This is a genomic window from Mycobacterium sp. BMJ-28, assembly GCF_054404835.1.
Map to the genome: position 1 here is coordinate 515712 of NZ_CM136783.1, position 22053 is coordinate 537764.

Annotated in this window: 19 protein-coding genes; 13 read left to right on the plus strand and 6 right to left on the minus strand. The window is 68.3% G+C overall.

The features are described from left to right. Positions 1-62 precede the first annotated feature (62 nt). Positions 63-1601 (plus strand): histidine ammonia-lyase, encoded by a 1539-nt coding sequence (hutH, locus tag ACXPWS_RS02585; RefSeq protein WP_458710938.1) that lies wholly within the window; start codon positions 63-65, stop codon positions 1599-1601. On the opposite strand, the gene ACXPWS_RS02590 is transcribed toward hutH, so the two are convergent. Continuing rightward, positions 1594-3051, minus strand: coding sequence for an aromatic amino acid lyase (locus ACXPWS_RS02590; RefSeq protein ID WP_458710939.1), 1458 nt, complete (start codon positions 3049-3051; stop codon positions 1594-1596). The two genes, hutH and ACXPWS_RS02590, sit on opposite strands and share 8 nt — an antisense overlap. A 165-nt stretch (positions 3052-3216) precedes the next feature. On the opposite strand from ACXPWS_RS02590, the gene ACXPWS_RS02595 reads away from it, so the two are divergent. The 9 genes from ACXPWS_RS02595 to hutI are packed head-to-tail and all read left to right on the plus strand — an operon-like array spanning position 3217 to position 12736. Beyond that, entirely contained in the window at positions 3217-3882 is a 666-nt protein-coding gene (locus tag ACXPWS_RS02595; protein WP_458710940.1) for an IclR family transcriptional regulator, read from the plus strand. Between the two features lie 11 nt (positions 3883-3893). After that, entirely contained in the window at positions 3894-5000 is a 1107-nt protein-coding gene (locus ACXPWS_RS02600; protein WP_458710941.1) for an ABC transporter ATP-binding protein, read from the plus strand. Continuing rightward, positions 4997-5641 carry an ABC transporter permease gene (locus ACXPWS_RS02605; protein ID WP_458710942.1) on the plus strand — a complete coding sequence of 215 codons (645 nt, stop codon included), beginning with the start codon at positions 4997-4999 and terminating at the stop codon, positions 5639-5641. The genes ACXPWS_RS02600 and ACXPWS_RS02605 overlap by 4 nt, the downstream gene beginning before the upstream one ends. Next, positions 5614-6366 carry an ABC transporter permease gene (locus ACXPWS_RS02610; protein WP_458710943.1) on the plus strand — a complete coding sequence of 251 codons (753 nt, stop codon included), beginning with the start codon at positions 5614-5616 and terminating at the stop codon, positions 6364-6366. Before ACXPWS_RS02605 ends, ACXPWS_RS02610 begins: the two co-directional genes overlap by 28 nt. Further along, positions 6363-7286: an ABC transporter substrate-binding protein gene (locus ACXPWS_RS02615; RefSeq protein WP_458710944.1), complete on the plus strand. Its 924-nt coding sequence runs from the start codon at positions 6363-6365 to the stop codon at positions 7284-7286. Before ACXPWS_RS02610 ends, ACXPWS_RS02615 begins: the two co-directional genes overlap by 4 nt. A 23-nt stretch (positions 7287-7309) precedes the next feature. After that, entirely contained in the window at positions 7310-8983 is a 1674-nt protein-coding gene (gene hutU, locus ACXPWS_RS02620; protein WP_458710945.1) for a urocanate hydratase, read from the plus strand. Then, entirely contained in the window at positions 8980-10206 is a 1227-nt protein-coding gene (locus ACXPWS_RS02625; RefSeq protein WP_458710946.1) for an allantoate amidohydrolase, read from the plus strand. Before hutU ends, ACXPWS_RS02625 begins: the two co-directional genes overlap by 4 nt. Continuing rightward, positions 10203-11552, plus strand: coding sequence for a formimidoylglutamate deiminase (locus tag ACXPWS_RS02630; protein ID WP_458710947.1), 1350 nt, complete (start codon positions 10203-10205; stop codon positions 11550-11552). The genes ACXPWS_RS02625 and ACXPWS_RS02630 overlap by 4 nt, the downstream gene beginning before the upstream one ends. Then, positions 11549-12736: an imidazolonepropionase gene (gene hutI, locus ACXPWS_RS02635; RefSeq protein WP_458710948.1), complete on the plus strand. Its 1188-nt coding sequence runs from the start codon at positions 11549-11551 to the stop codon at positions 12734-12736. Before ACXPWS_RS02630 ends, hutI begins: the two co-directional genes overlap by 4 nt. On the opposite strand, the gene ipdE2 is transcribed toward hutI, so the two are convergent. From ipdE2 to fadD3, 4 genes are read right to left on the minus strand one after another with little or no spacing between them, the layout of a single operon-like run. After that, the gene (ipdE2, locus tag ACXPWS_RS02640; protein WP_458710949.1) at positions 12708-13643 is read right to left on the minus strand and encodes an acyl-CoA dehydrogenase IpdE2; all 936 of its coding nucleotides are present in this window, start codon (positions 13641-13643) and stop codon (positions 12708-12710) included. The genes hutI and ipdE2 overlap by 29 nt on opposite strands. After that, positions 13640-14596: an acyl-CoA dehydrogenase family protein gene (locus ACXPWS_RS02645; protein ID WP_458710950.1), complete on the minus strand. Its 957-nt coding sequence runs from the start codon at positions 14594-14596 to the stop codon at positions 13640-13642. The genes ipdE2 and ACXPWS_RS02645 overlap by 4 nt, the downstream gene beginning before the upstream one ends. After that, positions 14593-15726 carry an acyl-CoA dehydrogenase family protein gene (locus tag ACXPWS_RS02650; RefSeq protein ID WP_458713387.1) on the minus strand — a complete coding sequence of 378 codons (1134 nt, stop codon included), beginning with the start codon at positions 15724-15726 and terminating at the stop codon, positions 14593-14595. The genes ACXPWS_RS02645 and ACXPWS_RS02650 overlap by 4 nt, the downstream gene beginning before the upstream one ends. Before the next feature lies 1 nt (position 15727). Then, the gene (gene fadD3 / locus ACXPWS_RS02655; RefSeq protein ID WP_458710951.1) at positions 15728-17281 is read right to left on the minus strand and encodes a 3-((3aS,4S,7aS)-7a-methyl-1,5-dioxo-octahydro-1H-inden-4-yl)propanoate--CoA ligase FadD3; all 1554 of its coding nucleotides are present in this window, start codon (positions 17279-17281) and stop codon (positions 15728-15730) included. A 47-nt stretch (positions 17282-17328) separates the two neighbouring features. Here fadD3 and ipdE1 point away from each other — a divergent pair, with 47 nt between their 5' ends. Beyond that, positions 17329-18477 carry an acyl-CoA dehydrogenase IpdE1 gene (gene ipdE1, locus ACXPWS_RS02660; RefSeq protein ID WP_458710952.1) on the plus strand — a complete coding sequence of 383 codons (1149 nt, stop codon included), beginning with the start codon at positions 17329-17331 and terminating at the stop codon, positions 18475-18477. Next, on the plus strand, positions 18474-19265 hold the full coding sequence (gene ipdF / locus ACXPWS_RS02665; protein WP_458710953.1) for a (5R,7aS)-5-hydroxy-7a-methyl-1-oxo-2,3,5,6,7,7a-hexahydro-1H-indene-carboxyl-CoA reductase: 792 nt from the start codon (positions 18474-18476) through the stop codon (positions 19263-19265). Before ipdE1 ends, ipdF begins: the two co-directional genes overlap by 4 nt. Here the strand turns inward: ipdF and ACXPWS_RS02670 are convergent. Beyond that, positions 19220-19690: a hypothetical protein gene (locus tag ACXPWS_RS02670; RefSeq protein ID WP_458710954.1), complete on the minus strand. Its 471-nt coding sequence runs from the start codon at positions 19688-19690 to the stop codon at positions 19220-19222. The genes ipdF and ACXPWS_RS02670 overlap by 46 nt on opposite strands. An 83-nt stretch (positions 19691-19773) precedes the next feature. Between ACXPWS_RS02670 and ACXPWS_RS02675 the strand changes: the two genes are divergently transcribed. Then, complete coding sequence (locus ACXPWS_RS02675) at positions 19774-22050, plus strand: cellulase family glycosylhydrolase (protein ID WP_458710955.1); 2277 nt, start codon at positions 19774-19776, stop codon at positions 22048-22050. Positions 22051-22053: the final 3 nt, after the last annotated feature.

Below are 22053 nucleotides of genomic sequence, written 5' to 3' on the forward strand. Positions count from 1 at the left end.
CGGCGGGATGCCCGCACGCAAAGCAACGCTCACCGAAGCCAGGCTAGTAGCACAATCGTCGAATGAGTCCAGTTGTGGTGGGGGTAGGTCCGGTCAGTGCTGATGACGTCGTCCGGGTGGCACGCGAGAATGCCGAGGTGGTGATACCGGATGACGCCATCGCCGCCCTCGCGGCCAGTCGCGCCCGCATCGAGGCACTCGCCGGGGATCCCAGTCCGGTGTACGGCATCTCCACCGGTTTCGGCGCGTTGGCCACCCGTCATATCCCGCAGGAACTGCGAACCAAGTTGCAACGCAGCCTGATCCGTTCGCACGCCGCGGGCTCGGGGCCCGAAGTCGAACGCGAGGTGGTGCGGGCGATGATGCTGCTGCGCCTGTCGACACTGACCACCGGACGCACCGGTGTGCGCCCGCAGGTCGCGCAGGCGTACGCGGGCCTGCTGTGCGCCGGCCTCACCCCGGTGGTACTCGAATACGGCAGCCTCGGCTGCTCGGGCGACCTCGCGCCGCTGTCCCATGTCGCGCTCGCGGTGATGGGCGAAGGCCACGTCCGCACCAGCGACGGCACGCTGACCCCGGCCGCCGAGGCCTTGCGTGCACATGGCCTCGAACCGATCACGTTCGCCGAGAAGGAGGGGCTGGCCCTGATCAACGGGACCGACGGGATGCTGGGCCAGTTGATCCTCGCGCTGGCCGACCTCGAGCGACTGTTGGTGCTCGCCGATGTGGCCGCCGCCATGAGCGTGGAGGGACTGCTCGGCACCGACCGGGTTTTCGCGCCGCACCTGCAGGCGCTGCGGCCCCAACCCGGTCAGGCCGTCGCTGCGGCGAACATGACCCGGATTCTCGCCGGGTCGCCCATCGTTGCCAGTCACAGCGGGCCGGACTGCGCGCTGGTTCAGGACGCGTACTCGTTGCGGTGCGCTCCGCAGGTCGCCGGAGCCGCCCGGGACACCCTGGCCCACGCCCGCAACGTCGCGCAGTGGGAACTGGCGAGCATCGTCGACAATCCGGTGATCACCGACGCCGGCACCGTGGAATCCAACGGGAACTTCCATGGTGCCCCGGTGGCGTATGTCCTGGACTTCCTGGCGATCGTCGTAGCCGATGTGGCCAGCATCAGTGAACGTCGCACCGACCGTTTCCTGGACGCGGCGCGCAACCGCGGGCTCAATCCGTTTCTCGCCGACGACCCGGGTGTCGACAGCGGGCACATGATCGCGCAGTACACCCAGGCCGCGATCGTCTCCGAGCTCAAACGGCTGGCCCAGCCGGCCAGCGTCGACTCCATCCCGTCATCGGCGATGCAGGAGGACCACGTGTCCATGGGGTGGTCGGCCGCCCGTAAACTGCGCAGGGCCGTGGACGGGCTCACCCGGGTGCTGGGCATCGAAATGCTCACCGCGGCAAGGGGAATCGAGATGCGCGCGCCATTGCCGCCGGCGCCGGCGACCGGAGCAGTCATCGCTGCCGTGCGCGACCGGGTCGGTGGCCGTGGACCGGATCGCTATCTGGCCCCGGAAATCGAGGCCGTGGTCGAACTCGCCCGCGACGGATCGCTGGTGCGCGCGGCCGAAACCGTGACCGGCCCGCTCAGCTGAACCGTTCGGCATCGCAGACCAGTGGCCCGAGGTCGTCCAGCAACGCCTCGGCCGCCGCCAGGTCGCCGCGCAGGTCCCGGTCCTCGTCGTCTTCGGGCAGGTCGGCGGCCAGTGCCATGGCCGCCCCGGCGACACCGGTGAAGCTGTCCTGCAGGCCGCGCTGGCGCAACAACCGGACGGCCCCGACGAGTTCGCAGCACAACAGCACCCGGTAGGCGGCCACCGATCGTTCGAGTTGAAGGGCGCTCTGGGAGGCGAAGGTGGCGTCTTCCTCCATGCCCCGGGACAGCACCAGGGTGCCGACGGATGCGGGCTGTGCCGCGGCCCTGATCTCGGCGATCGCCCCCGCGGCGACGTACTCGACCATCATCAGTCCGGATGACCCGTCCTCGGCGGACGCCAGAAAAGCATTGCGGCCGTTCGTTTCCGGATCGTTGAGCATGCGGATGCGGGAATGGGTGATGGGTGCGGTCAGTGCCATCGCCAGGGTGGTGCCGTCCAGTTCCAGTGACAACGCGGCCTGGTAGAAGGCGCCGTGATGCACAACCTGGTCACCTTCGATGTCGAAGAGAGGATTCTCCTGCGCCGTGTTGAGGGTCCGTTCCAATTGCCCGACAAGGGAATTGAGTGTGGCGACCACGCTGGCCTGGGCCACCGGGTACACCCGCAGCCCGTACGGATCCTGGATTCGGGCGGGGATGTGCTCGGGCCGGCCTGCGCCGGTGAACAATGCGCGCAGGCGAGCGGCCACGGCGTCGACCTCGGGGGCGGCCGCGGCACGGGCTGCGGCCGCCGAGAACGCGGACGGATTGCCGTCCAGCGCCAGGAAGCTGAGCATGTAGATGACGCTCGACGCGCGCTCCAGCCGGATCAATTCGGCCACCGCCAGACAACTGCGGCCGACGGTCAGTGCGCTGCTGCTCATGAAGGGCAGCGCACTGTCGGCCTGCCAGGCCGGCATCGGGGTCAGCGGTGCGGTGGCGGGCCGCTCGCCCATCAGGGTCAGCGCGGTGCCGGCCAGTGCGGCCAGGTCGCCGGTGCCGATCGAGGCGTAGTGCCGAAGTTCGGGCAGGGCGTCATCGTTGAGCATCCGCTCCAGCCCACCCAGGATCTGCGGGTCTAGACCCGATCCGGGAATGCACAACTGCACCAGGCGCACCGCGAGCATGGCCCGCACCGTCCGATCGTCGAGCGGGTCGCCCGCGTCGGCGGCGTGGCTGCGCAGCAGGCGCATCCCGTAGGTGTCGTCATCGGGCAGCACCGGCGTGCTGCGATTCGCGCCGACGCCGGTGGTGCGGCCGTACGTGGCGAACCGCGAGCTCAGCTCGGCCGCCTGCTGGTGCGCCTGGGTGACGGCCACGAGGATTTCCGGCGCCACCGCAACCTGATCGAGCCGGTCGGCCAGCGCCACGACGTCGGCAATGGTGCCCGCTCCGGTCAGCACGATCATCGAAAATTCTCCTCTTTCTCTACCGCCGGCCAGCGATGCGTCCTATCATCACCGAAAGCCCGGAGATTCCGCTAGATGAAAATGAAATTTTACTTGGTGGAAATCGAACGGTCGCCGAACGAAACTTCGCGGCTCTACCGTCGGTGCTGACGAGAGGAGGTCATGGTGGCGGAAGCGTCCACACGGACCGTGGAACGGGCGCTGGCGCTGCTCGCGACCGTCTGCGAGAGCGGCGGGACAAATCTCGTCGACAGTGCCCGCGTCTGCGAACTCGCGCCGAGTACCGCACTTCGGCTGCTGCGCACGCTGGAAACCACCGGGTTCGTCACCAAGGACGACTCCGGTACCTACCGCCCCGGCGGCCGGATCATCCAACTCGGCGCCCAGGCGCTGAGCAACGAGTCGTTGATCGATCTGGCTCAACCGACGATGCAGGCCCTCGTCGCCGCCACCGGCGAGTCGGCCTACCTGTCCGTTCGCGGGCACGGCGAGACCGCGCTGTACCTCAATATCGTCCTGGGCACCCATTCGGTCCGGCACACCAGCTGGGTCGGGCGGACCGTCCCGCTGGACAAGTCCGCGGCGGGCCGCGCGTTGCGCGGCGACATCCCCGCCGACGGATACGTCGTCGTCGAGCGGGGCGTCGAAGCCGACGTCACCGCCATCGCCTGCCCCGTGCACTCGGAGGCTCGAATCGTCGCGGCGCTCAGCCTCGTCATTCCGAGCTATCGGCTCACCGCGCCGGACACGGCACGGTACGGCTACCTGCTGGCATCAGCGGCGGCGGAGGTGTCCGCACTGCTGAGCCGCTCCACCAAACCTGGCCCCTGAGAAAGACAGTCATGATCACATTCGACACCGTCTCCAAGGTGTATCCCGATGGCACCGTCGCCGTCGACGGCCTCACGCTGACCGCACCCAACGGAAAGATCACCACCTTGGTCGGACCGTCGGGCTGCGGGAAGACGACCTCGATGCGGATGATCAACCGGCTCATCGAGCCCAGCTCCGGAACCATCGCGCTGGACGGTGTCGACACACAGTCCATCGACCGGGTGGCGCTGCGGCGCAAGATCGGTTACGTCATCCAGAACGCCGGCCTGTTCCCGCACCGCACGGTGGTCGACAACGTCGCCGCGCTGCCCCGGCTGCTCGGTGGCGGGAAGAAACAAACCCGCTCGGCGGCAATGGAACTGCTGGAACGGGTCGGTCTGGACGCCAAGTTCGCCGGCCGGTATCCGTGGCAGCTGTCCGGCGGTCAGCAGCAGCGGGTGGGGGTGGCGCGGGCCCTGGCGACCGATCCGCCCTTCCTGCTGATGGACGAGCCCTTCAGTGCCGTCGACCCCATCGTCCGCAGCCAGCTGCAGGACGAGTTCCTGCGCCTACAGGCCGACATCTCCAAGACCATTGTGATGGTCACCCACGATATCGACGAGGCGCTCAAGCTGGGCGACCAGGTGGTGGTGCTCCGCGAAGGCGGAACGCTGGCGCAGGCGGCCACGCCGGCCGAACTGCTGGCCGCCCCGAAGGACGCCTTTGTCGCCGACTTCGTCGGGTCGGCCCGCGGCTACCGCGCACTCGGCTTCCACGACTGCGATGACCGCCTCACGCTCGACCACGAACCCACTGTCACTGTCGGACAACCCGTATCGGCCCTATCGGCCGCCCGCGGGCGATGGATGCTGGCGGTGGACTCCGCCAATGCGCCGGTCGGCTGGGTGGACACCGAGAAGGTCTCGGGCGCACAGGTGCGCGACGATGACGTCAACCTCAGCGGCACCACCGCCCGCCGCGGCGACCCGCTGCGCGATCTGCTCAACTCGGCGCTGTCCAGCCCCAGCGGTCGCTGCGTGGTCACCGACGAATCCGGATCCCTGCTCGGCACCGCCACCGATCACGACGTCATCGACGCGATCAGGCGGGCCAAGGGGGTGACGACGCCGGCATGAACTGGATCTCGTCGAACATCGACCGCATCATCTCGCTGACCATCAGCCACACCTGGCTCACCCTGGTGCCGACCGTCATCGGCCTCGCCCTGGCCCTACCACTGGGCTGGTGGGCACACCGCTCTGGGCGCGGCTACGCGGCCATCGTGGGCACCGCCGGCCTGCTCTACACCATCCCGTCACTGGCGCTGTTCATCATCCTGCCGGTCATTCTGGGCACCAAGATCCTCGACCCGGTCAATATCGTTGTCGCGCTGACCCTTTACACCCTGGCACTGTTGGTCCGCGTCGTCGCCGACGGGCTCGGATCGGTGCCGCACGACACGGTGGCGGCCGCCGAGGCGATGGGCTACCGCGGATGGCAGCGCCTGCTGCTGGTCGAACTTCCCGTCGCCGTCCCGGTGATCGCGGCGGGGTTGCGGGTCGCGGTGGTGTCCAACGTCAGCATCGTCACGATGGCCGCGCTGCTGGGTATCCCGCAGCTCGGATCCCTTTTCACTCAGGGGTTCCAGTTGCGGCTCTACGTTCCCCTGCTCACCGGTGTGGTGCTGTGCGCGGTGCTCGCCGTCATCTTCGACGGTCTCATCCTGTGGCTGAACAAACTTCTCACCCCGTGGCGGCGCAGGACGGTGACCGGGTGAACATCATCGACTGGTTCACCGATCCGGCGAACTGGACGGGGTCGGGCGGCATCCCCGTACAGATCGGCTACCACCTGCTGTACTCGACCATCGCGCTGCTGTGCGCGCTGGTGATCGCGGTGCCGCTGGGCATCGTCATCGGCCACACCGGCCGCGGCGAAGCGCTCGTTGCCGGACTCGCCAACGCCCTGCGGGCACTGCCGTCCCTCGGACTGCTGGTACTGCTGTTCCTGGTCATCTCGCCCGTACTGGCAGGCAAACTCGTCTACATCGTGCCCACCATCGTGGTGCTGGTGCTGCTGGCCGTGCCGCCGATCCTGACCGGAACGTATGCGGGTATCCAGAGCGCCGACCCGGATGCGGTGGGCGCGGCGCGCGGAATGGGCTTCACCAAACGCCAGATCCTGCTGCGCGTGCAACTGCCGTGCGCGCTGCCGCTGCTGGTCTCGGGGGTCAGAAGCTCGACACTGCAGATCATCTCGACGGCCACCATCGCTGCCTACCTCGGCTTGCAGGGCCTGGGCCGGTTCATCCTGGACGGCCGGGCGACCGCGAGCTTCAGCGAAATGGCCGGCGGCGCAATCCTGGTGGCCCTGCTGGCCATCATGCTGGAATTCACCTTCGCCTGGGCCGGGCGGCTGATCGTCTCACCCGGGCTGCGCCGGGTCGCGGCCAAATCCAGTACACCCATCGAAACCATCGTCAGTTTGGAGAAAGCACCATGAAGAAATTCGGTATCGTCTCGGTCCTGGCCGTCGCCTCGGTTCTCGCCGTGTCCGCGTGTGGCGGCGGTGGTGGTGACCCGTTGTCGGGCGGCGGGGACAACAAGGGCTCGTCGGGCTCGCAGATCATCGTCGGCTCCGCCGATTTCACCGAGAGTCAGTTGATCGCCAGCATCTACTCACAGGCGTTGCAGGCCAAGGGCGTCAGCGTCAAAGAGCAGTTCAACATCGGCAGCCGGGAGGTGTACATCCAGGCACTCAAGGACGGGTCGATCGACCTGGTCCCGGAGTACTCCGGTGCGCTCCTGAGCTACCTGGATCCGAAGTCGACGGCCGCGACCACCGAATCGGTGATCGGTGAGCTGAAGACCAAGCTGCCGTCGGGCATCTCGATGCTGACATCGTCGGCGGCCGAGGACAAGGACGTCGTGGCCGTCACGCAGGCGACCGCGGACAAGCACAAACTGAAGACGATCTCCGACCTCGCGCCGGTCGCGGGCGAACTGGTACTGGGTGGACCCGCCGAATGGAAGACCCGCCAGCAGGGGGTGGTCGGCCTGCGTGACGTGTACGGGCTCAACTTCAAGGACTTCGTCAGTCTCGACGCCGGCGGCACCCTGACGATGACCGCCCTCACCAACGGCCAGATCCAGGCCGGTGACCTGTTCAGCACCGACCCGGGGCTGAAGGCCAACAAGCTTGTCGCCCTTGAGGACAACAAGCACCTGTTCGCCGCCGAGAATGTCGTGCCGCTGATCAAGGAGGGCAAGCAGAACGACACCGTCACCAAGACGCTCGACGCGGTGTCCGCGAAACTCACCACCGACGACCTCATCTCGATGAACGCCGAGGCCGCCACGGGCACCAATCTGGCCGACATCGCCAAGAAGTGGCTGGCCGGCGCCGGCATCAGCGGCCAGTGACCAAGCAAAGGACCTGCACTGTCATGACCAACTCTGCGCCCTCCGGGCCACGCCCCGTCCGTGCCCCGCGCGGAACCGAAATCAGCTGCAAGGGCTGGCAACAGGAAGCCGCCCTACGCATGTTGATGAACAATCTCGACCCCGAGGTAGCCGAGCATCCCGAGGATCTGGTGGTCTACGGTGGCACCGGCCGTGCAGCGCGCAGCTGGGCCGCCTTCGATGCCATCGTGGCCACGCTGCGGTCGCTGGAGGATGACGAGACCATGCTCATCCAGTCCGGCAAGCCGGTCGGGGTGTTCCGGACCAACGTCTGGTCCCCCCGTGTGCTGCTGGCGAATTCGAATCTGGTGGGTGATTGGGCCAACTGGGAGCAGTTCCGCAAGCTGGAGGCCGAAGGCCTGATGATGTACGGCCAGATGACGGCCGGATCGTGGATCTACATCGGCACCCAGGGCATCCTGCAGGGCACCTTCGAAACCTTCGGCGCGGTGGCGCGTAAGCGGTTCGGGGGCACGCTGGCCGGCACCATCACCCTGACGGCCGGCGTCGGCGGTATGGGTGGGGCTCAGCCCCTCGCGGTCACCATGAACGACGGGGTGGCGATCTGCGTCGACTGTGACGAGACCAGGATCGACCGGCGCATCGCCCACCGTTACCTGGACACCAAGGCCGCCGATGTCGACGAGGCGCTCGAACTCGCCATCGAGGCACGAGATGCCAAGCGGGCGTTGTCGATCGGCCTGGTGGGCAACGCGGCGCAGGTCTTCCCGGAACTGCTGCGGCGCGAGGCCCCGATCGACATCGTCACCGATCAGACCTCCGCCCACGACCCGCTGTCATATCTGCCGCTCGGTATCGACTTCGAGGACATGAAGAAGATGGCGGACAAGGATGCCGCCTACTTCACCGAACAGGCCGAGCTCTCGATGGCCAAGCATGTGGAGGCGATGGTCGGCTTCATGGACCGCGGCGCCGAGGTGTTCGACTACGGCAACTCGATCCGCGACGAGGCCCGCAAGGCCGGCTACGATCGCGCGTTCGCCTTCCCGGGTTTCGTGCCCGCCTACATCCGGCCGCAGTTCGAAGAGGGCCTCGGCCCGTTCCGCTGGGCCGCGCTGTCCGGTGACCCCGCGGATATCGCCGCAACCGACCGGGCCATCCTGGAGCTGTTCCCCGAGAACGACCATCTGCGCCGGTGGATCACCATGGCCGGCGAGCGGGTGGCCTTCGAGGGACTGCCCGCGCGCATCTGCTGGCTGGGCTACGGTGAGCGGCACCTCGCCGGCCTGAAGTTCAACGAGATGGTCGCCTCCGGTGAACTGTCCGCGCCGCTGGTCATCGGGCGCGATCATCTGGACTCCGGATCGGTCGCATCGCCGTATCGCGAGACCGAATCCATGCTCGACGGATCCGACGCGATCGCCGACTGGCCGCTGCTCAATGCGCTGGTGAACACCGCGTCCGGTGCGTCCTGGGTATCGATCCATCACGGCGGCGGCGTGGGCATGGGACGATCCATCCACGCCGGGCAGGTGTGCGTCGCCGACGGTACCGACCTGGCCGCCCAGAAGCTGGCCAGGGTGCTCACCAACGACCCGGGCATGGGTGTGATCCGGCACGTGGATGCCGGCTATGAGCATGCCGCGGACGTGGCCCGCGAACGGGGTGTGCGCATTCCGATGTGGGAGAACGCGTGACGTCCTTCGACGCGCTGTGGCCGACCATCCTCGACGTCGGCCGCAACCCGGCCAACGGCGGTTACCGCCGGTTCGCCTGGAGCGATGCGGATATGACCTTGCGGGAGTGGTTCGCCGGCGAAGCGCAGCGCCGCGGGATGGACGTCGAGGTGGACCGCAACGGCAACCTGTGGGCGTGGTGGATGCCGCCGGGATGGTCCGGGGACCCGCGCAACGCCTTCGTGACGGGTTCCCATCTGGATTCGGTCCCCGACGGAGGTGCGTTCGACGGGCCCCTCGGTGTCGTCTCGGCTTTCGCCGCGATCGATATCGTGCGGGAGCGCGGCGTGGTGCCCACCATCCCGGTCGCGGTGACCGCGTTCTCCGACGAGGAGGGCGCCCGGTTCGGGGTGGCCTGCGTCGGCTCGCAGTTGTCGACCGGCGCGCTGTCCGCGGACCGGGCCCGTGGGCTGCGCGATATCGACGGAATCAGCCTGGCGGAAGCGTTGCTTCGGATCGGGCGGGACCCCGCGCATCTCGGTCCGGATCCGGGCCTGGCCGACCGGGTGGGCGTGTTCGTCGAGCTGCACGTGGAGCAGGGCCGGGCTCTCGATCTCATCGATTCGCCGGTCGCGGTGGCGTCGTCGATCTGGCCGCACGGCCGCTGGGAGTTCACCTTCGACGGCGAGGCCAACCATGCCGGCGCCACCCGCCTGGTGGACCGGCGCGATCCGATGCTGGCGTTCGCGTCCTCGGTGCACACCGCCCGGGCGCAGGCGGCCGCCCACCATGCGGTGGCGACGTTCGGCAAGGTGCTGGTGTCCCCGAACGGGGCCAACGCGATCCCGTCGCAGATCCGGGCCTGGCTGGACGCCAGAGCCGCCGATGAGGCGACGCTGACCGCGCTCGTCGCGGCCATCTCGGCCGAAGCCCGGCACCACGCCACCCTGGACTCCGTCACGCTGGACGTGGTCGCCGAATCGATCACGCCGATCGTCGAGTTCCCGGAAGGCCCCCGCGCACGGCTGACGAAGGCGCTCAGCCATCTCGGCGAGATCCCGGTGCTGCCCACGGCGGCCGGTCACGATGCCGGCATCCTGTCGGCGCAGGTTCCGACGGCAATGCTGTTCGTGCGCAACCCGACCGGTGTCTCGCATTCACCCGCCGAGCACGCGGAGATGGCGGACTGTAACGAAGGCGCGGTGGCGCTGGCCGATGTGATGGCTGACTGGATCACGTCGTGACCGACACCTGGTGGTGTGAGCACGCCTGGCTCGGCGGGGACACCGTGGCGCCGGGCGTGACGATCGCGGTCGAGGATGGCCGGATCACCGCGGTGCGGGCCGACACCCCGGCGGTCGGGATCTCGAAGCGGCTGTACGGCTTGGTGATACCGGGTATGGGCAACGCGCATTCGCATGCGTTTCACCGCGCGCTGCGCGCCGGCACCCAGCGCGACCGCGGATCGTTCTGGACCTGGCGGGACCTGATGTACCGGGTCGCCGACGGGCTGAACCCCGACGGCTACCGGGCACTGTCTCGTGCGGTCTACGCCGAGATGACCCTCGCCGGGATCACGTCGGTCGGCGAATTCCACTACCTGCATCACGACACCGGGGGGCGGCGGTACAGCGACCCCAACGCGATGGGGCACGCGCTGATCGACGGCGCCGCCGACGCGGGCCTGCGGCTGACCCTGCTCGACACCTGCTATCTCAGTTCGGCTCCGGACGGCACACCGCTGCAGGACGGACCACAGCAACGCTTCGGTGACGGCAGCGGGGCGGGTTGGGCCGAACGAGTGGACGCCCTACGGGGCCAGGTGCACGCCCGACCCGGTGTGCTGGTCGGCGCCGCGTTGCATTCCGTGCGCGGCGTCCCGGTCGAACACATGGCCGCCGTCGTGGAATGGGCCGCGGCGTATCGGACCCCGCTGCACGTGCACTCCTCGGAGCAGCGCGCCGAGGTGGCGCAGTGCGTGGCCGTGCACGGGCGGACGCCGACCGGCGTGCTCAGGGACGCCGGGGTGCTTGGCCCGCGGACCACGGCCGTGCATGCCACCCACCTCACCGCCGACGACATGGTCGATCTGGACAACACCGGCACCGGGGTGTGCTTTTGTGCCACCACCGAACGGGATCTCGGCGACGGGATCGGTCCCGCGCCGGCGCTACTCGAAACGGGCGGGCTGTTCAGCCTGGGCTCGGACAGCCACGCGGTGATCGACATGTTCGAAGAGGCCCGGGCCGTCGAACTCGACGAGCGGCTCGCGCGTGAGCAGCGCGGCATCATCGATGCGGCAACCTTGTTGCATGCCGCGACGGTCGGCGGTCAACAGGCCCTCGGGTGGACCGATGCGGGCGCATTCCAGGTGGGAGCGCGGGCGGATCTTGTTGCCGTGGACATGAACTCGCTGCGCACCGCGGGTGGCGGCGCCACACCGGAGAACATCGTCTTCGCCGCGGCGGCCGGCGATGTGACCGACGTGGTGATCGATGGCCGCGTCGTGGTGGCCGACCGTAGGCACATCCGTATCGACGCGGCAGCCGAACTGGGATCGGCAATCGCCGAATTGTTGGTACGCACATGAGCATCCGGTACGACGGTATCGCCGAGTTGGTCACCAACGACCCGGCTCAGGGCGACGGAAGTGCGCTGGGCATCATCGCCGATGCCGCCCTGGTGGTCTCCGGTGAGACGATCGAATGGGTGGGCCGTCGGTGCGATGCGCCCGCCGCGGATGAGCGTGTCGACTGTGCCGGGGTGAGTGTCATCCCCGGTTTCGTCGACAGTCATGCCCATCTGGTGTTCGCCGGGGAGCGGTCGGCCGAGTTCGCCGCCAGGATGAGCGGGCGGCCGTATGCGGCCGGCGGGATCGCCACCACGGTCGCCTCAACCCGAGCGGCCGATACCGCGACGTTGACCGCAGGGGTCAGCCGGCTGGCCGGCGAGCTGCTGGCGGCCGGTGTGACGACGTTCGAATGCAAGAGCGGATATGGTCTGAACGTCGAGGACGAGGCGCGCTCGCTGCTCGTGGCGAGCGAATTCACCACCGAAACAACCTTTCTCGGAGCGCATGTGGTGCCAGCCGAATACCGGGACCGTCGCGATGCGTATATCGAGCTGGTCACCGGCCCGATGCTGGACGCCTGCGCCCCGCTGGCCCGCTGGATCGACGTGTTCTGTGACCGTGGAGCTTTCGACGTCGACGAGTCCAGGGCCATCCTGACTGCCGGTATCGCGGCCGGACTGCAGACCCGGGTGCACGCCGGTCAGCTGGGCCCCAGTGGCGGGATCCAGCTGGCGGTGCAACTGGGGGCGGCGTCGGTGGATCATTGCACCTACGCCACCGATGACGACATCGAGGCGATGGCCGCCGGTGGCACGGTGGCCACCCTGCTGCCCGGCGCGGAGTTCTCCACGCGGGCGCAATGGCCGGACGCCCGCCGGATGATCGACGCGGGTGTCACCGTCGCCATCGCCACCGACTGCAACCCGGGCAGCTCGTACACCACGAGCATGCCGTTCTGCATCGCCGTCGGGGTTCGAGACATGAAATTCACACCGGCGCAGGCGTTGTGGTCGGCCACCGCGGGCGGCGCGGCGGCGCTGCGGCGCGACGACGTCGGGATGCTGGCACCGGGTAAGCGCGCCGATTTCGTCTGCCTGGATGCGCCCTCATATGTCCACCTGGCCTACCGGCCGGGGGTGCCGCTGATACGTGATGTGGTGCGCGGCGGAAGGTCTAGAACACCTCGGCTTCCAGGCGTCTGAGGTGCTCGCGCGGGGGACCCAACAGTTGTGCGCTGCCGTGCGCCCGCTTGAAATAGAGCTGGATGTCGTGCTCCCAGGTGATGGCGATCCCGCCGTGCATCTGCACGGCCTCGGCGGTGACTGCCGAGAGCGTCTCGGTGGCCAGCACACGGGCCAACGCGGCCGTGGACGGCGACGGTTCGGCGATCGCGTCGTTGACGACCGCCCGCGCCGCGGACACCTGCACATAAAGATCGGCCATCCGGTGTTTGAGCGCCTGGAAACTGCCGATGGGCCTGCCGAACTGCACCCGGTCCTTGGTGTAGGCAACCGTCAGATCCAGGGCCCGCGCCGCGGCGCCGACCTGCTCGGCGGCGACAAGTAACGCGGCCGTGTCGGCCAAGCCGGGATCGGCGCCGAGCACCGCGGTCTGATCGGGCGTCACGCTGGACAGCCGGCGGGTCAGATCCATGGTGGACTTGGCTTGCGAGGTGAAGGTGTTCCAGCGGGTCAGGGTCTGCCCGTCGGCCGCGATCACCACATCGGCGATATCGCCGTTGATCACGTACTCGGGGTCGAAGACGACGGCACCGATCGATGTGCCTTCGGCGAGCCCTTCCAGGGGCTCATGCTCGTCGGCGGCCAGCAGCGCGAGCTCGGCGAGGGTGGTGCCGAGCAATGGGGTCGGGACCAGATTGCGGGCCAGCTCCTGGAGAACCGCTGCGGCGTCGGCGAGTTCGCCGCCGGCACCACCCAGCTCCTCGGGAACCACCAGAGCGGCCGCGCCGACCTGTTCGCACAGCAGCTTCCACAGCGACTCGTCGTAGCCGCGCTCGGATTCCATCGCCGCGCGGACGGCCTCGGGGTTGGCGTGCTTGTCGACCAGCGCGGCGACGGTGGAGCGCAGCAGTTCGCGTTCTTCGCTCACGGGAGAACCTCCAGTAGTCGGCGACGGTGCAGGGTCGGATCACCCCAGGCCGAGCGCAGCGCCTGCACCCGCAGCAGCAGCAGCGACAGGTCGTGTTCTTGGGTGAACCCGATGGCGCCGTGGGTCTGCAACGACGACCGGGCGGACAGCAGTGCGGCATCTGCGGCGGCGACCTTGGCGGCGCTGACATCGCGGGCCGTGTCGGGCGATCTGTCGGCCAGCGAGAGTGCGGCGGCGTACACCAGCGGCCGGGCCAGTTCGACGGCGATGTGCACATCGGCCAGCTTGTGCTTGATCGCCTGGTAGGAGCCGATCACCCGGCCGAACTGGGTGCGTTGTTTGGCGTAGGCCACCGACTGGTCGAGCATGGCTTGGCCGGCGCCGACCAACTGGGCTGCGGTGGCCAGCACGCCGAACTCGTAGGCGCGTGCGGTGTCGGCAGCCTGTGCGGATCCGGAAGCACTGACCTCGAACAGCTTTCGTGCCGGGTCCACCGAGTCATGGGCCGCGCCGGCGGTGGCATCGGCGACCTGGCCGTCGGTGGCGAGCAGCACCAGATCGGCGAAATCGGCGTTGACCGCGTACGGGACCTGTGGGGGCAGTGCGGCGGTCGCGATCGATTCGCCCGCGGCCAGCGCCGCGGTCCGCTCGTCATCGTTGAGCAGCAGCGGTGCGACGGCGATCGATTCGGTGACCGGCCCGGGTACAGCCCAGTAGCCGAGACGTTCCAGCGCCACCACGGCATCGACCGGGTGCGCGTCGATACCGTCGAACTTCTCGGCCACCAGTAGCGCGGTGACGCCGAGCTCGGACAGTTGGTTCCAGACTTTGCGCCCGGGTGCGGTGTCACCGTCGGCCCAGGCGCGGACCGCGGCGGGGACGTTCGCCGCGCCCAGGGCGGCGTCGATGCTGGACGCGAAATCGCGCTGCTGTTCGTCTAGTTCGAAGTTCATGCTTTCGGTTCCCTCGGCAGACCGAGTAGGCGCTCGGCGATGATGTTGCGCTGGATCTCGTTGGTGCCGGCGTAGATCGGGCCGCCCAGGGCGAACAGCAGGCCCTCGGTCCAGTCGTCGACGATCTCGGCGCCTGGGCCCTGCAGGTCCAGGGCGGTCTGGTGCAGCGCCACATCGAGATCGGACCAGAACACCTTGGTCACCGAGGATTCGGCGCCGAGTTCGCCACCACCGGCGAGCCGGGTGACGGTGCCGAAGGTGTGCAGCCGGTAGGCCTGGGCCTTGATCCAGGCGTCGGCCACCCGGTCGGTGAACACCGGGTCGGGGTTGGATTTCCACAGCGCGACAAGCCGTTCGGCCGGCGCCAGGAAGCGGGCCGGGCTGCGCAGCGACATCCCGCGTTCATTGCTCGAGGTGCTCATCGCCGCGCGCCAGCCTTCGTTGACCTCGCCGATGACGTCCTCGTCGGGCACGAACACGTCATCGAGGAAGATCTCACCGAATCCGGTGTCGCCGCCGAGCTGCGCGATCGGCCGCACGGTGATGCCGTCGGCCGACAGGTCGAACATGAAGTAGGTCAGGCCCTTGTGGCGCTGGGCTTGCGGGTCGGAGCGGAACAGCCCGAAACCCCGTTCCCCGAACGGGGCCCGCGAGCTCCAGATCTTCTGGCCGTTGAGCTTCCAGCCGCCGTCGACCCGGGTGGCCGTCGAGCGCAGGGACGCCAGGTCGCTGCCGGACTCCGGCTCCGACCAGGCCTGCGCCCAGATCTGCTCGCCGCTGGCCATCTTCGGCAACACCCGATCCAGCTGTTCCTTGGTGCCGTGCGCGAACAGGGTCGGCGCCAGCATCGAGGTGCCGTTGGCGCTGGCCCGCCCGGGTGCGCCGGCGCGGAAGTACTCCTCCTCGAACGCGATCCACTGCAGCAGGGTGGCGTCGCGGCCGCCGTACTCTTTGGGCCAGGCGATCACCGACAGGCCGGCATCGAAGAGCACCTTGTCCCAGCGGCGGTGCTGCTCGAAACCCTCGCGGGTGTCATAGGACTCGGTCGGGAAGGAGTCCCGGTTGGCCGCCAGGAACTCCCGGACCTCGGCCCGGAACTCCTCGGTGCCCTCATCGAAGTTCAGGTCCACCTCAGGGCCTTCCGTCCATCTCACGGAGCGTTGGTTTGACCACTTTGCCTCCTGGGTTTCGCGGCAGAACATCGAGGAACGCCACCGAACGTGGCACCTTGAAGTTCGCCAGATGCTGACGCGTATAGGCGATCACCGCCGCCTCATCGAGCTCGGCGCCGGCTTTGGCCACCACGAAGGCCTTGCCCACCTCGCCGAGCCGGTCGTCGGGAACCCCGATCACCGCGGCCTCGGTCACACCGGGCAACCGGGCCAGCACCTGTTCGATCTCGGCCGGGTACACGTTGAACCCGCCGCAGATGTACATGTCCTTCAACCGGTCGGTGATGGTCAGGTTGCCCGCGTCGTCCAGCGTGCCGATATCACCGGTGTGCAGCCAGCCCTCGGCGTCGATGGCCGCGGCAGTCGCCTCCGGGTCATCGAGATAGCCGAGCATCACATTGGGACCGCGCAACAGCACTTCACCGGACTCACCCAGGCGCAGTTCGAAATCCGCGATTGGGCGGCCGCACGTGGTGGCCACGGTGACGGCGTCGTCGGTTGATCGACACATGGTGCCGAAACCCGCCGCCTCGGTCAGGCCGTAGGCCGTGAGGACGATGTCGATGTCCAGTTCGGACTGCATCCGTTCGATCAGGACAACCGGCACCACCGCCGCACCGGTCACCGCGAATCGCAGCGAGGACAGGTCGTACTGCGGACGGCCCGGATGGTCCAACAGCATCTGATAGATCGTCGGCGGACCGGGCAGCACCGTGATCTGGTGTTCGGCAACGGCTTTCATTGCCAGCTCGGGGTCGAACGTGAGCATTGGGTAGAGCGTGGCCCCGGTCTGCAGGCAGGCCAGAATGCCGGCCTTGTAACCGAAATTGTGGAAGAACGGGTTGATGCACAGGTAGCGGTCGGCGCTGGTGACCTCACCGCACGCGGCCCAGGCCGCCGACGCGTCCAGCGACTGGCGGTGCGCACAGCGCACGCCCTTGCTGCGCCCCGTGGTGCCGGAGGTGAACAGGATGTCGGACACGTCATCGGGGGAGACCGCGGCGGCTCGCGCGTCGACGGCGGTCAAGTCGGTCCCGCGGGCTACGAACTCGTCCCAGGTTCCGTCGTCTTCGTCGATCGGTATCCGCACGATATGGCGCAGCGCGGGCAGGGCGTCCCGGTCGAGTTGCGTGGTCCGGTCTGCCCCGAGGAACCGGCCTGCGGCGATCAGCAGGGGCGCCTCGGTACGAGCCAGGATGTCGGCCGCCTCGCTGGCGGTGTAGCGGGTGTTCAGCGGGACGACGATGGCGCCGGCGTAGTGGGTGGCCAGTGCGGCGACCACCCAGTGCCAGGTGTTTGGGGACCAGATCGCGACGCAATCGCCGGCAGCGACGCCCAGGTCGATCATCGCAGCCGCGGCCCGCCGTACCTCGTCGCGCAGCTGACCGTAGGTGAGACGTTTATCTTCGCCGGCTGTGCCGGCAATATGCCCCGTGACCAGGGCGTCATGCTCGGACAGCTGTACGGCAATCCGGTCCAGCACCGCTGGAACGGTTCGCGTTGCGCTCGTCATTGACGCTCCTCTAACAAAGCAAGTGCTTGGTAGGTTAGCCTACAAGGGTGATAGAGGTCGAGGACTTCCGGGCCGAGGTCCGGCAATGGCTCGCCGATAATCTCGTCGGCGAATATGCAGCGCTCAAAGGCCTCGGCGGGCCGGGTCGTGAGCACGAGGCATTCGAAGAACGGCGCGCCTGGAACCAGCATCTGGCCGCAGCCGGACTGACCTGCCTGGGCTGGCCCGAGGAGCACGGTGGCCGCGGTCTGACCGTCGCGCACCGGGTCGCGTTCTACGAGGAGTACGCCAAGGCCGACGCTCCCGACAAGGTCAATCACTTCGGTGAGGAACTGCTCGGTCCGACGCTCATCGCGTTCGGCACCCCCGAGCAGCAGCAGCGCTTCCTGCCCAAGATTCTCGACGTCACCGAACTCTGGAGCCAGGGTTACTCCGAGCCCGGCGCGGGCAGCGACCTGGCGAACGTGTCCACCTCCGCCGAACTTGTCGGCGACGAATGGGTGATCAACGGCCAGAAGGTGTGGACGTCGCTGGCGCACTGGGCGCAGTGGTGCTTCGTGGTGGCCCGCTCCGAGAAGGGCTCCAAGCGTCATGCCGGGCTGTCCTACCTGCTGGTGCCGCTTGATCAACCCGGCGTCCAGATCCGCCCGATCATTCAGCTCACCGGCGACTCCGAGTTCAACGAGGTGTTCTTCGACGACGCCCGCACCGAGGCCTCGCTGGTGGTCGGACAGCCCGGCGACGGCTGGCGGGTGGCGATGGGCACGCTGACCTTCGAACGCGGCGTTTCCACGCTCGGGCAGCAGATCCGTTACGCGCGTGAGCATTCCAACCTGGTCGAGCTGGCCAAGCGCACCGGCGCGGCCGACGATCCACTGATCCGCGAGCGGCTCACCCGGTCCTGGACCGGATTGGCGGCGATGCGGTCGTATGCGCTGGCCACCATGGATGTGGAACAGCCCGGACAGGACAACGTCTCGAAACTGTTGTGGGCCAACTGGCATCGGGAGCTCGGCGAGATCGCCATGGACGTGCAGGGCACCGCCGGACTGACCCTGGACAATGCTGAGTTCGACGAGTGGCAGCGGCTCTACCTGTTCTCCCGTTCGGACACCATCTACGGCGGGTCCAACGAGATCCAGCGCAACATCATCGCCGAGCGGGTGCTCGGCCTACCCCGAGAGGCCAAGGGATGACCGACCTTTCAGTCGCACCGCAGGAGATCGAGGGTCACGGCCTGCTGAAGGGCAAGGTGGTCCTGGTGACCGCCGCCGCCGGTACCGGGATCGGCTCCACGACCGCGCGGCGCGCCCTGCTCGAGGGCGCCGACGTGGTCATCTCCGACTACCACGAACGCCGCCTCAACGAGACCCGTGCCGAGCTGGCCGGCCTCGGATTGGGCAAGGTCGAGGCGGTGGTCTGCGACGTCACCTCCACCGAGGCCGTCAACGCATTGATCGCCGGTGCGGTGCAGCGGGCCGGGCGGATCGACGTGTTGGTCAACAATGCCGGCCTGGGCGGGCAGACGCCGGTCATCGACATGACCGACGACGAATGGGACCGCGTCCTCAACGTCACGCTGACCTCGGTCATGCGCGCCACCCGCGCCGCGCTGCGCTACTTCCGCGACGCGCCGCACGGCGGAGTGATCGTCAACAACGCCAGCGTGCTCGGCTGGCGTGCGCAACACTCGCAGTCGCACTACGCCGCGGCAAAGGCCGGGGTGATGGCGCTGACCCGCTGCAGCGCAATCGAAGCCGTCGAGTACGGGGTGCGCGTCAACGCGGTGTCGCCGAGCATCGCCCGGCACAAGTTCCTGGAGAAGACGTCCTCGACGGAGCTGCTGGACCGGCTCGCCGGTGACGAGGCATTCGGCCGTGCCGCCGAACCGTGGGAGATCGCCACCACCATCGCCTTCCTGGCCAGCGACTACTCCAGCTATCTGACCGGCGAGATCATCTCGGTGTCCAGCCAGCGCGCCTGACAGTTCCGCGGTTTTTGCCGCAGTTCTCGGTTAGCGTGCGATTGCATGCAGCAGCTATCGGCGTGGATGGGTGCCGGCCTGGTCACGGCAGGAGTCTCGGCGACCATGCTGGCCGGCGCGGGCGTCGCCGTGGCCGACGACAGCACTTCGGGCCAGGATGGCGGTACCTCCGCGACGAGCGGCAGCGAGCCCGGGACCGCCACCAAACCCGATGCGTCCAGCGGTGAACAGCCCAATACCTCGGCGCCCGAGCGGGATCCGGTCACGCCTGCGGCGTCCCCGCACCGGAAGAAGAAGAGCCGCGCCACCGAGACACACCCGACCGGCACGGTGACGGTACGGACCACCGCCGCACCCGACATTGCGGCCGACAGGCCCGCCCATCGTCGATCCCCGGCGTCGGCCGACACCCCCCGCGGCCGCACCGGCGAGTGCCTCGAGCGTCACCACCATCACCGCCGATCGAGTCACCGCATCGGTCACCTCCGCGCCCGCGGCAAAAGCATCGGTGGCTCACCAGGTTTCCGCGTACGCCGCTCCCCTCACGGCGGCCGGGGCCACCGCCACCCCGAAGGTGCCCGCGGTCGTGGGGCTGATCCAGTCCGTCGTCGCCGGTGTCGCGCGCGAGGTTCGGGTGGTCGTCAACGGGATCAGCACCATCGCGGCGGCCGTCGTGCACGCCGCGCAGACGGTGGCGACAGGTCCGGCTCCGAAGTCATCGGCGGAATGGTTCGAGCACTTCGTCTACACCCCGGCGCACACCGTGGCCGAGGCGTGGATCGACACCGAACTGGGCCGCCAGGTCAACGGCGTCGTCAACCGGGTGGCCGGGTCGTACGTCATCGGCGACGGGGCGGCGGGCACCGCCGAGCATCCGGACGGCGGGTCCGGCGGCTGGTTGTTCGGTGACGGCGGTGCCGGCTGGAACAGCACCGAGGCCGGGCAGTCCGGCGGCGCCGGCGGGAAAGCCGGGTTGCTCGGCAACGGCGGCGCCGGCGGAACCGGCGGAACTGCCGCAGTCGGCGGCAGAGGCGGGACCGGCGGCGTCCTGATGGGTATCGGCGGCGATGGCGGCCACGGTGGGGCGGGACCCGCCGGCGGCGCCGGCGGGTCCGGCGGTGATGGCTCTGGACTGCTGTTCGGCATCGGTGGCACCGGAGGCGACGGCGGTGACGGACCGGACGGCGGCAGGGGCGGAAACGGTGGTGACGGCGCGAGGCTGCTCGGCAGCGGCGGCGACGGAGGCGATGCCGGGAACAGCGGGATAGGTGGCGAGCCGACCGGCTTGCCCGCCCTCGGTGGCGCCGGCGGTAACGCCGGACTGCTGGGAACGCATGGCCGAGTGGGTCATTTCGGCGCATCGACCACCGCGACGGCAAGCGGGGGTACTGGAGTGTCCAGCACCGGCACCTGGATCACCAACGGCGACGGCCAGGTGGTGATCCTGCACGGCGTCAACCAGGTGTACAAGTTGGCACCTTATGACCCGTCCGTCATCGGTTTCAGCGAGGATGATGCGGAATTCCTGGCGGCCAACGGGTTCAACGTCGTACGCCTCGGCGTCATCTGGGCGGGGGTGGAACCCCAGCCCGGCGTGTACGACACCGCGTACCTGGCGTCGCTCAAACAGACCGTGGACATGCTGGCGGCCCATGGCATCTACACCTTGCTGGACATGCACCAGGACAGTTACGGCGGCGCCTTCGCCGGTGAGGGAGCGCCGGATTGGGCCACCCAGACCGGCGGGCTGCCCAACCATGACTTCGGATTTCCGACGAACTACTACCTGAATCTCGCGATGAACCATGCCTGGACCCAGTTCTGGAACAACGCTGATTCGCCGGCAGGTATGGGACTTCAGGATTCCTACGCCCAGATGTGGGAGAACGTCGCAAGCTACTTCAGCGGCAACACCGCTGTGATCGGCTACGACGTCATGAACGAGCCGTTCCCGGGCTTCTCGTGGCTGCCCACCTTGCTCGGCAGCACGTTCTTCGGGCATCAGCAGCTGACCCCGTTCTACAACCAGGTGATCTCCGCGATTCGGGCCGTCGACCCGAGCACGCCGGTGTACATCGAGCCGGCCAACCCGGCGGTGTCCGAGATCCCGGACATTCTCGGCTTACCCGTCAGCCTCGGCGCCGTGGACGATCCGAATGTTGTTCTGGCGTTTCATGATTACTGCGGCGGGTCGAGCCTGAGCGCGCTGTGCGGTTTCATCGCCAAGGCGCTGGCCACCGGAGCACACAGATACTCGGTGCAACACGGGATCCCGGCCTTCATGAACGAGTTCGGAGCCACCAGCGCGACCGGCGACCTGACCGCACAGATGCGCGCCGGCGACCGCTACCTGATGAGCTGGGCCGTGTGGGCCTACACCGGCAAAGGCGATATCACCACCAGCGGAACGCATGACGGTGAAGCCCTGGTGTACGACCCGGCCAAGCCGCCTACCGGAGACAACGTCAACACCAGCAGTCTGGGGATTCTGTCGGCGCCCTACCCGCAGGCCGTCTCCGGCACCCCGAAGTCGTGGTCCTTCGCCGACGGCAACTTCTCGTTCAGTTACTCGACCGCCAGGGCCGACGGCTCGGGCAACTTCCCGGCCGGTTCACAGACCACCATCTCGGTGCCGGCCGTCCAGTTCCCGAACGGGTACCAGGTGACCGTCACCGGTGGGCAGGTGGTCTCGGCGCCGGGGGCGACCCAACTCGTCATCGCCGCGGACGACGGGGCGGCCACCGTCAGCGTCGCCGTCACCGGGACGAACGTGGATGCGGCCTGAGCC

Coding starts and splice junctions, on each gene's coding strand:
- ACXPWS_RS02600 (WP_458710941.1), top strand. CDS start 3,894: ATGATCACATTCGACACCGTCTCCAAGGTGTATCCCGATGGCACCGTC.
- ACXPWS_RS02590 (WP_458710939.1), bottom strand. CDS start 3,051: ATGATCGTGCTGACCGGAGCGGGCACCATTGCCGACGTCGTGGCGCTG.
- ipdF (WP_458710953.1), top strand. CDS start 18,474: ATGACCGACCTTTCAGTCGCACCGCAGGAGATCGAGGGTCACGGCCTG.
- ACXPWS_RS02615 (WP_458710944.1), top strand. CDS start 6,363: ATGAAGAAATTCGGTATCGTCTCGGTCCTGGCCGTCGCCTCGGTTCTC.
- ACXPWS_RS02645 (WP_458710950.1), bottom strand. CDS start 14,596: ATGAACTTCGAACTAGACGAACAGCAGCGCGATTTCGCGTCCAGCATC.
- hutU (WP_458710945.1), top strand. CDS start 7,310: ATGACCAACTCTGCGCCCTCCGGGCCACGCCCCGTCCGTGCCCCGCGC.
- fadD3 (WP_458710951.1), bottom strand. CDS start 17,281: ATGACGAGCGCAACGCGAACCGTTCCAGCGGTGCTGGACCGGATTGCC.
- ACXPWS_RS02605 (WP_458710942.1), top strand. CDS start 4,997: ATGAACTGGATCTCGTCGAACATCGACCGCATCATCTCGCTGACCATC.
- hutI (WP_458710948.1), top strand. CDS start 11,549: ATGAGCATCCGGTACGACGGTATCGCCGAGTTGGTCACCAACGACCCG.
- hutH (WP_458710938.1), top strand. CDS start 63: ATGAGTCCAGTTGTGGTGGGGGTAGGTCCGGTCAGTGCTGATGACGTC.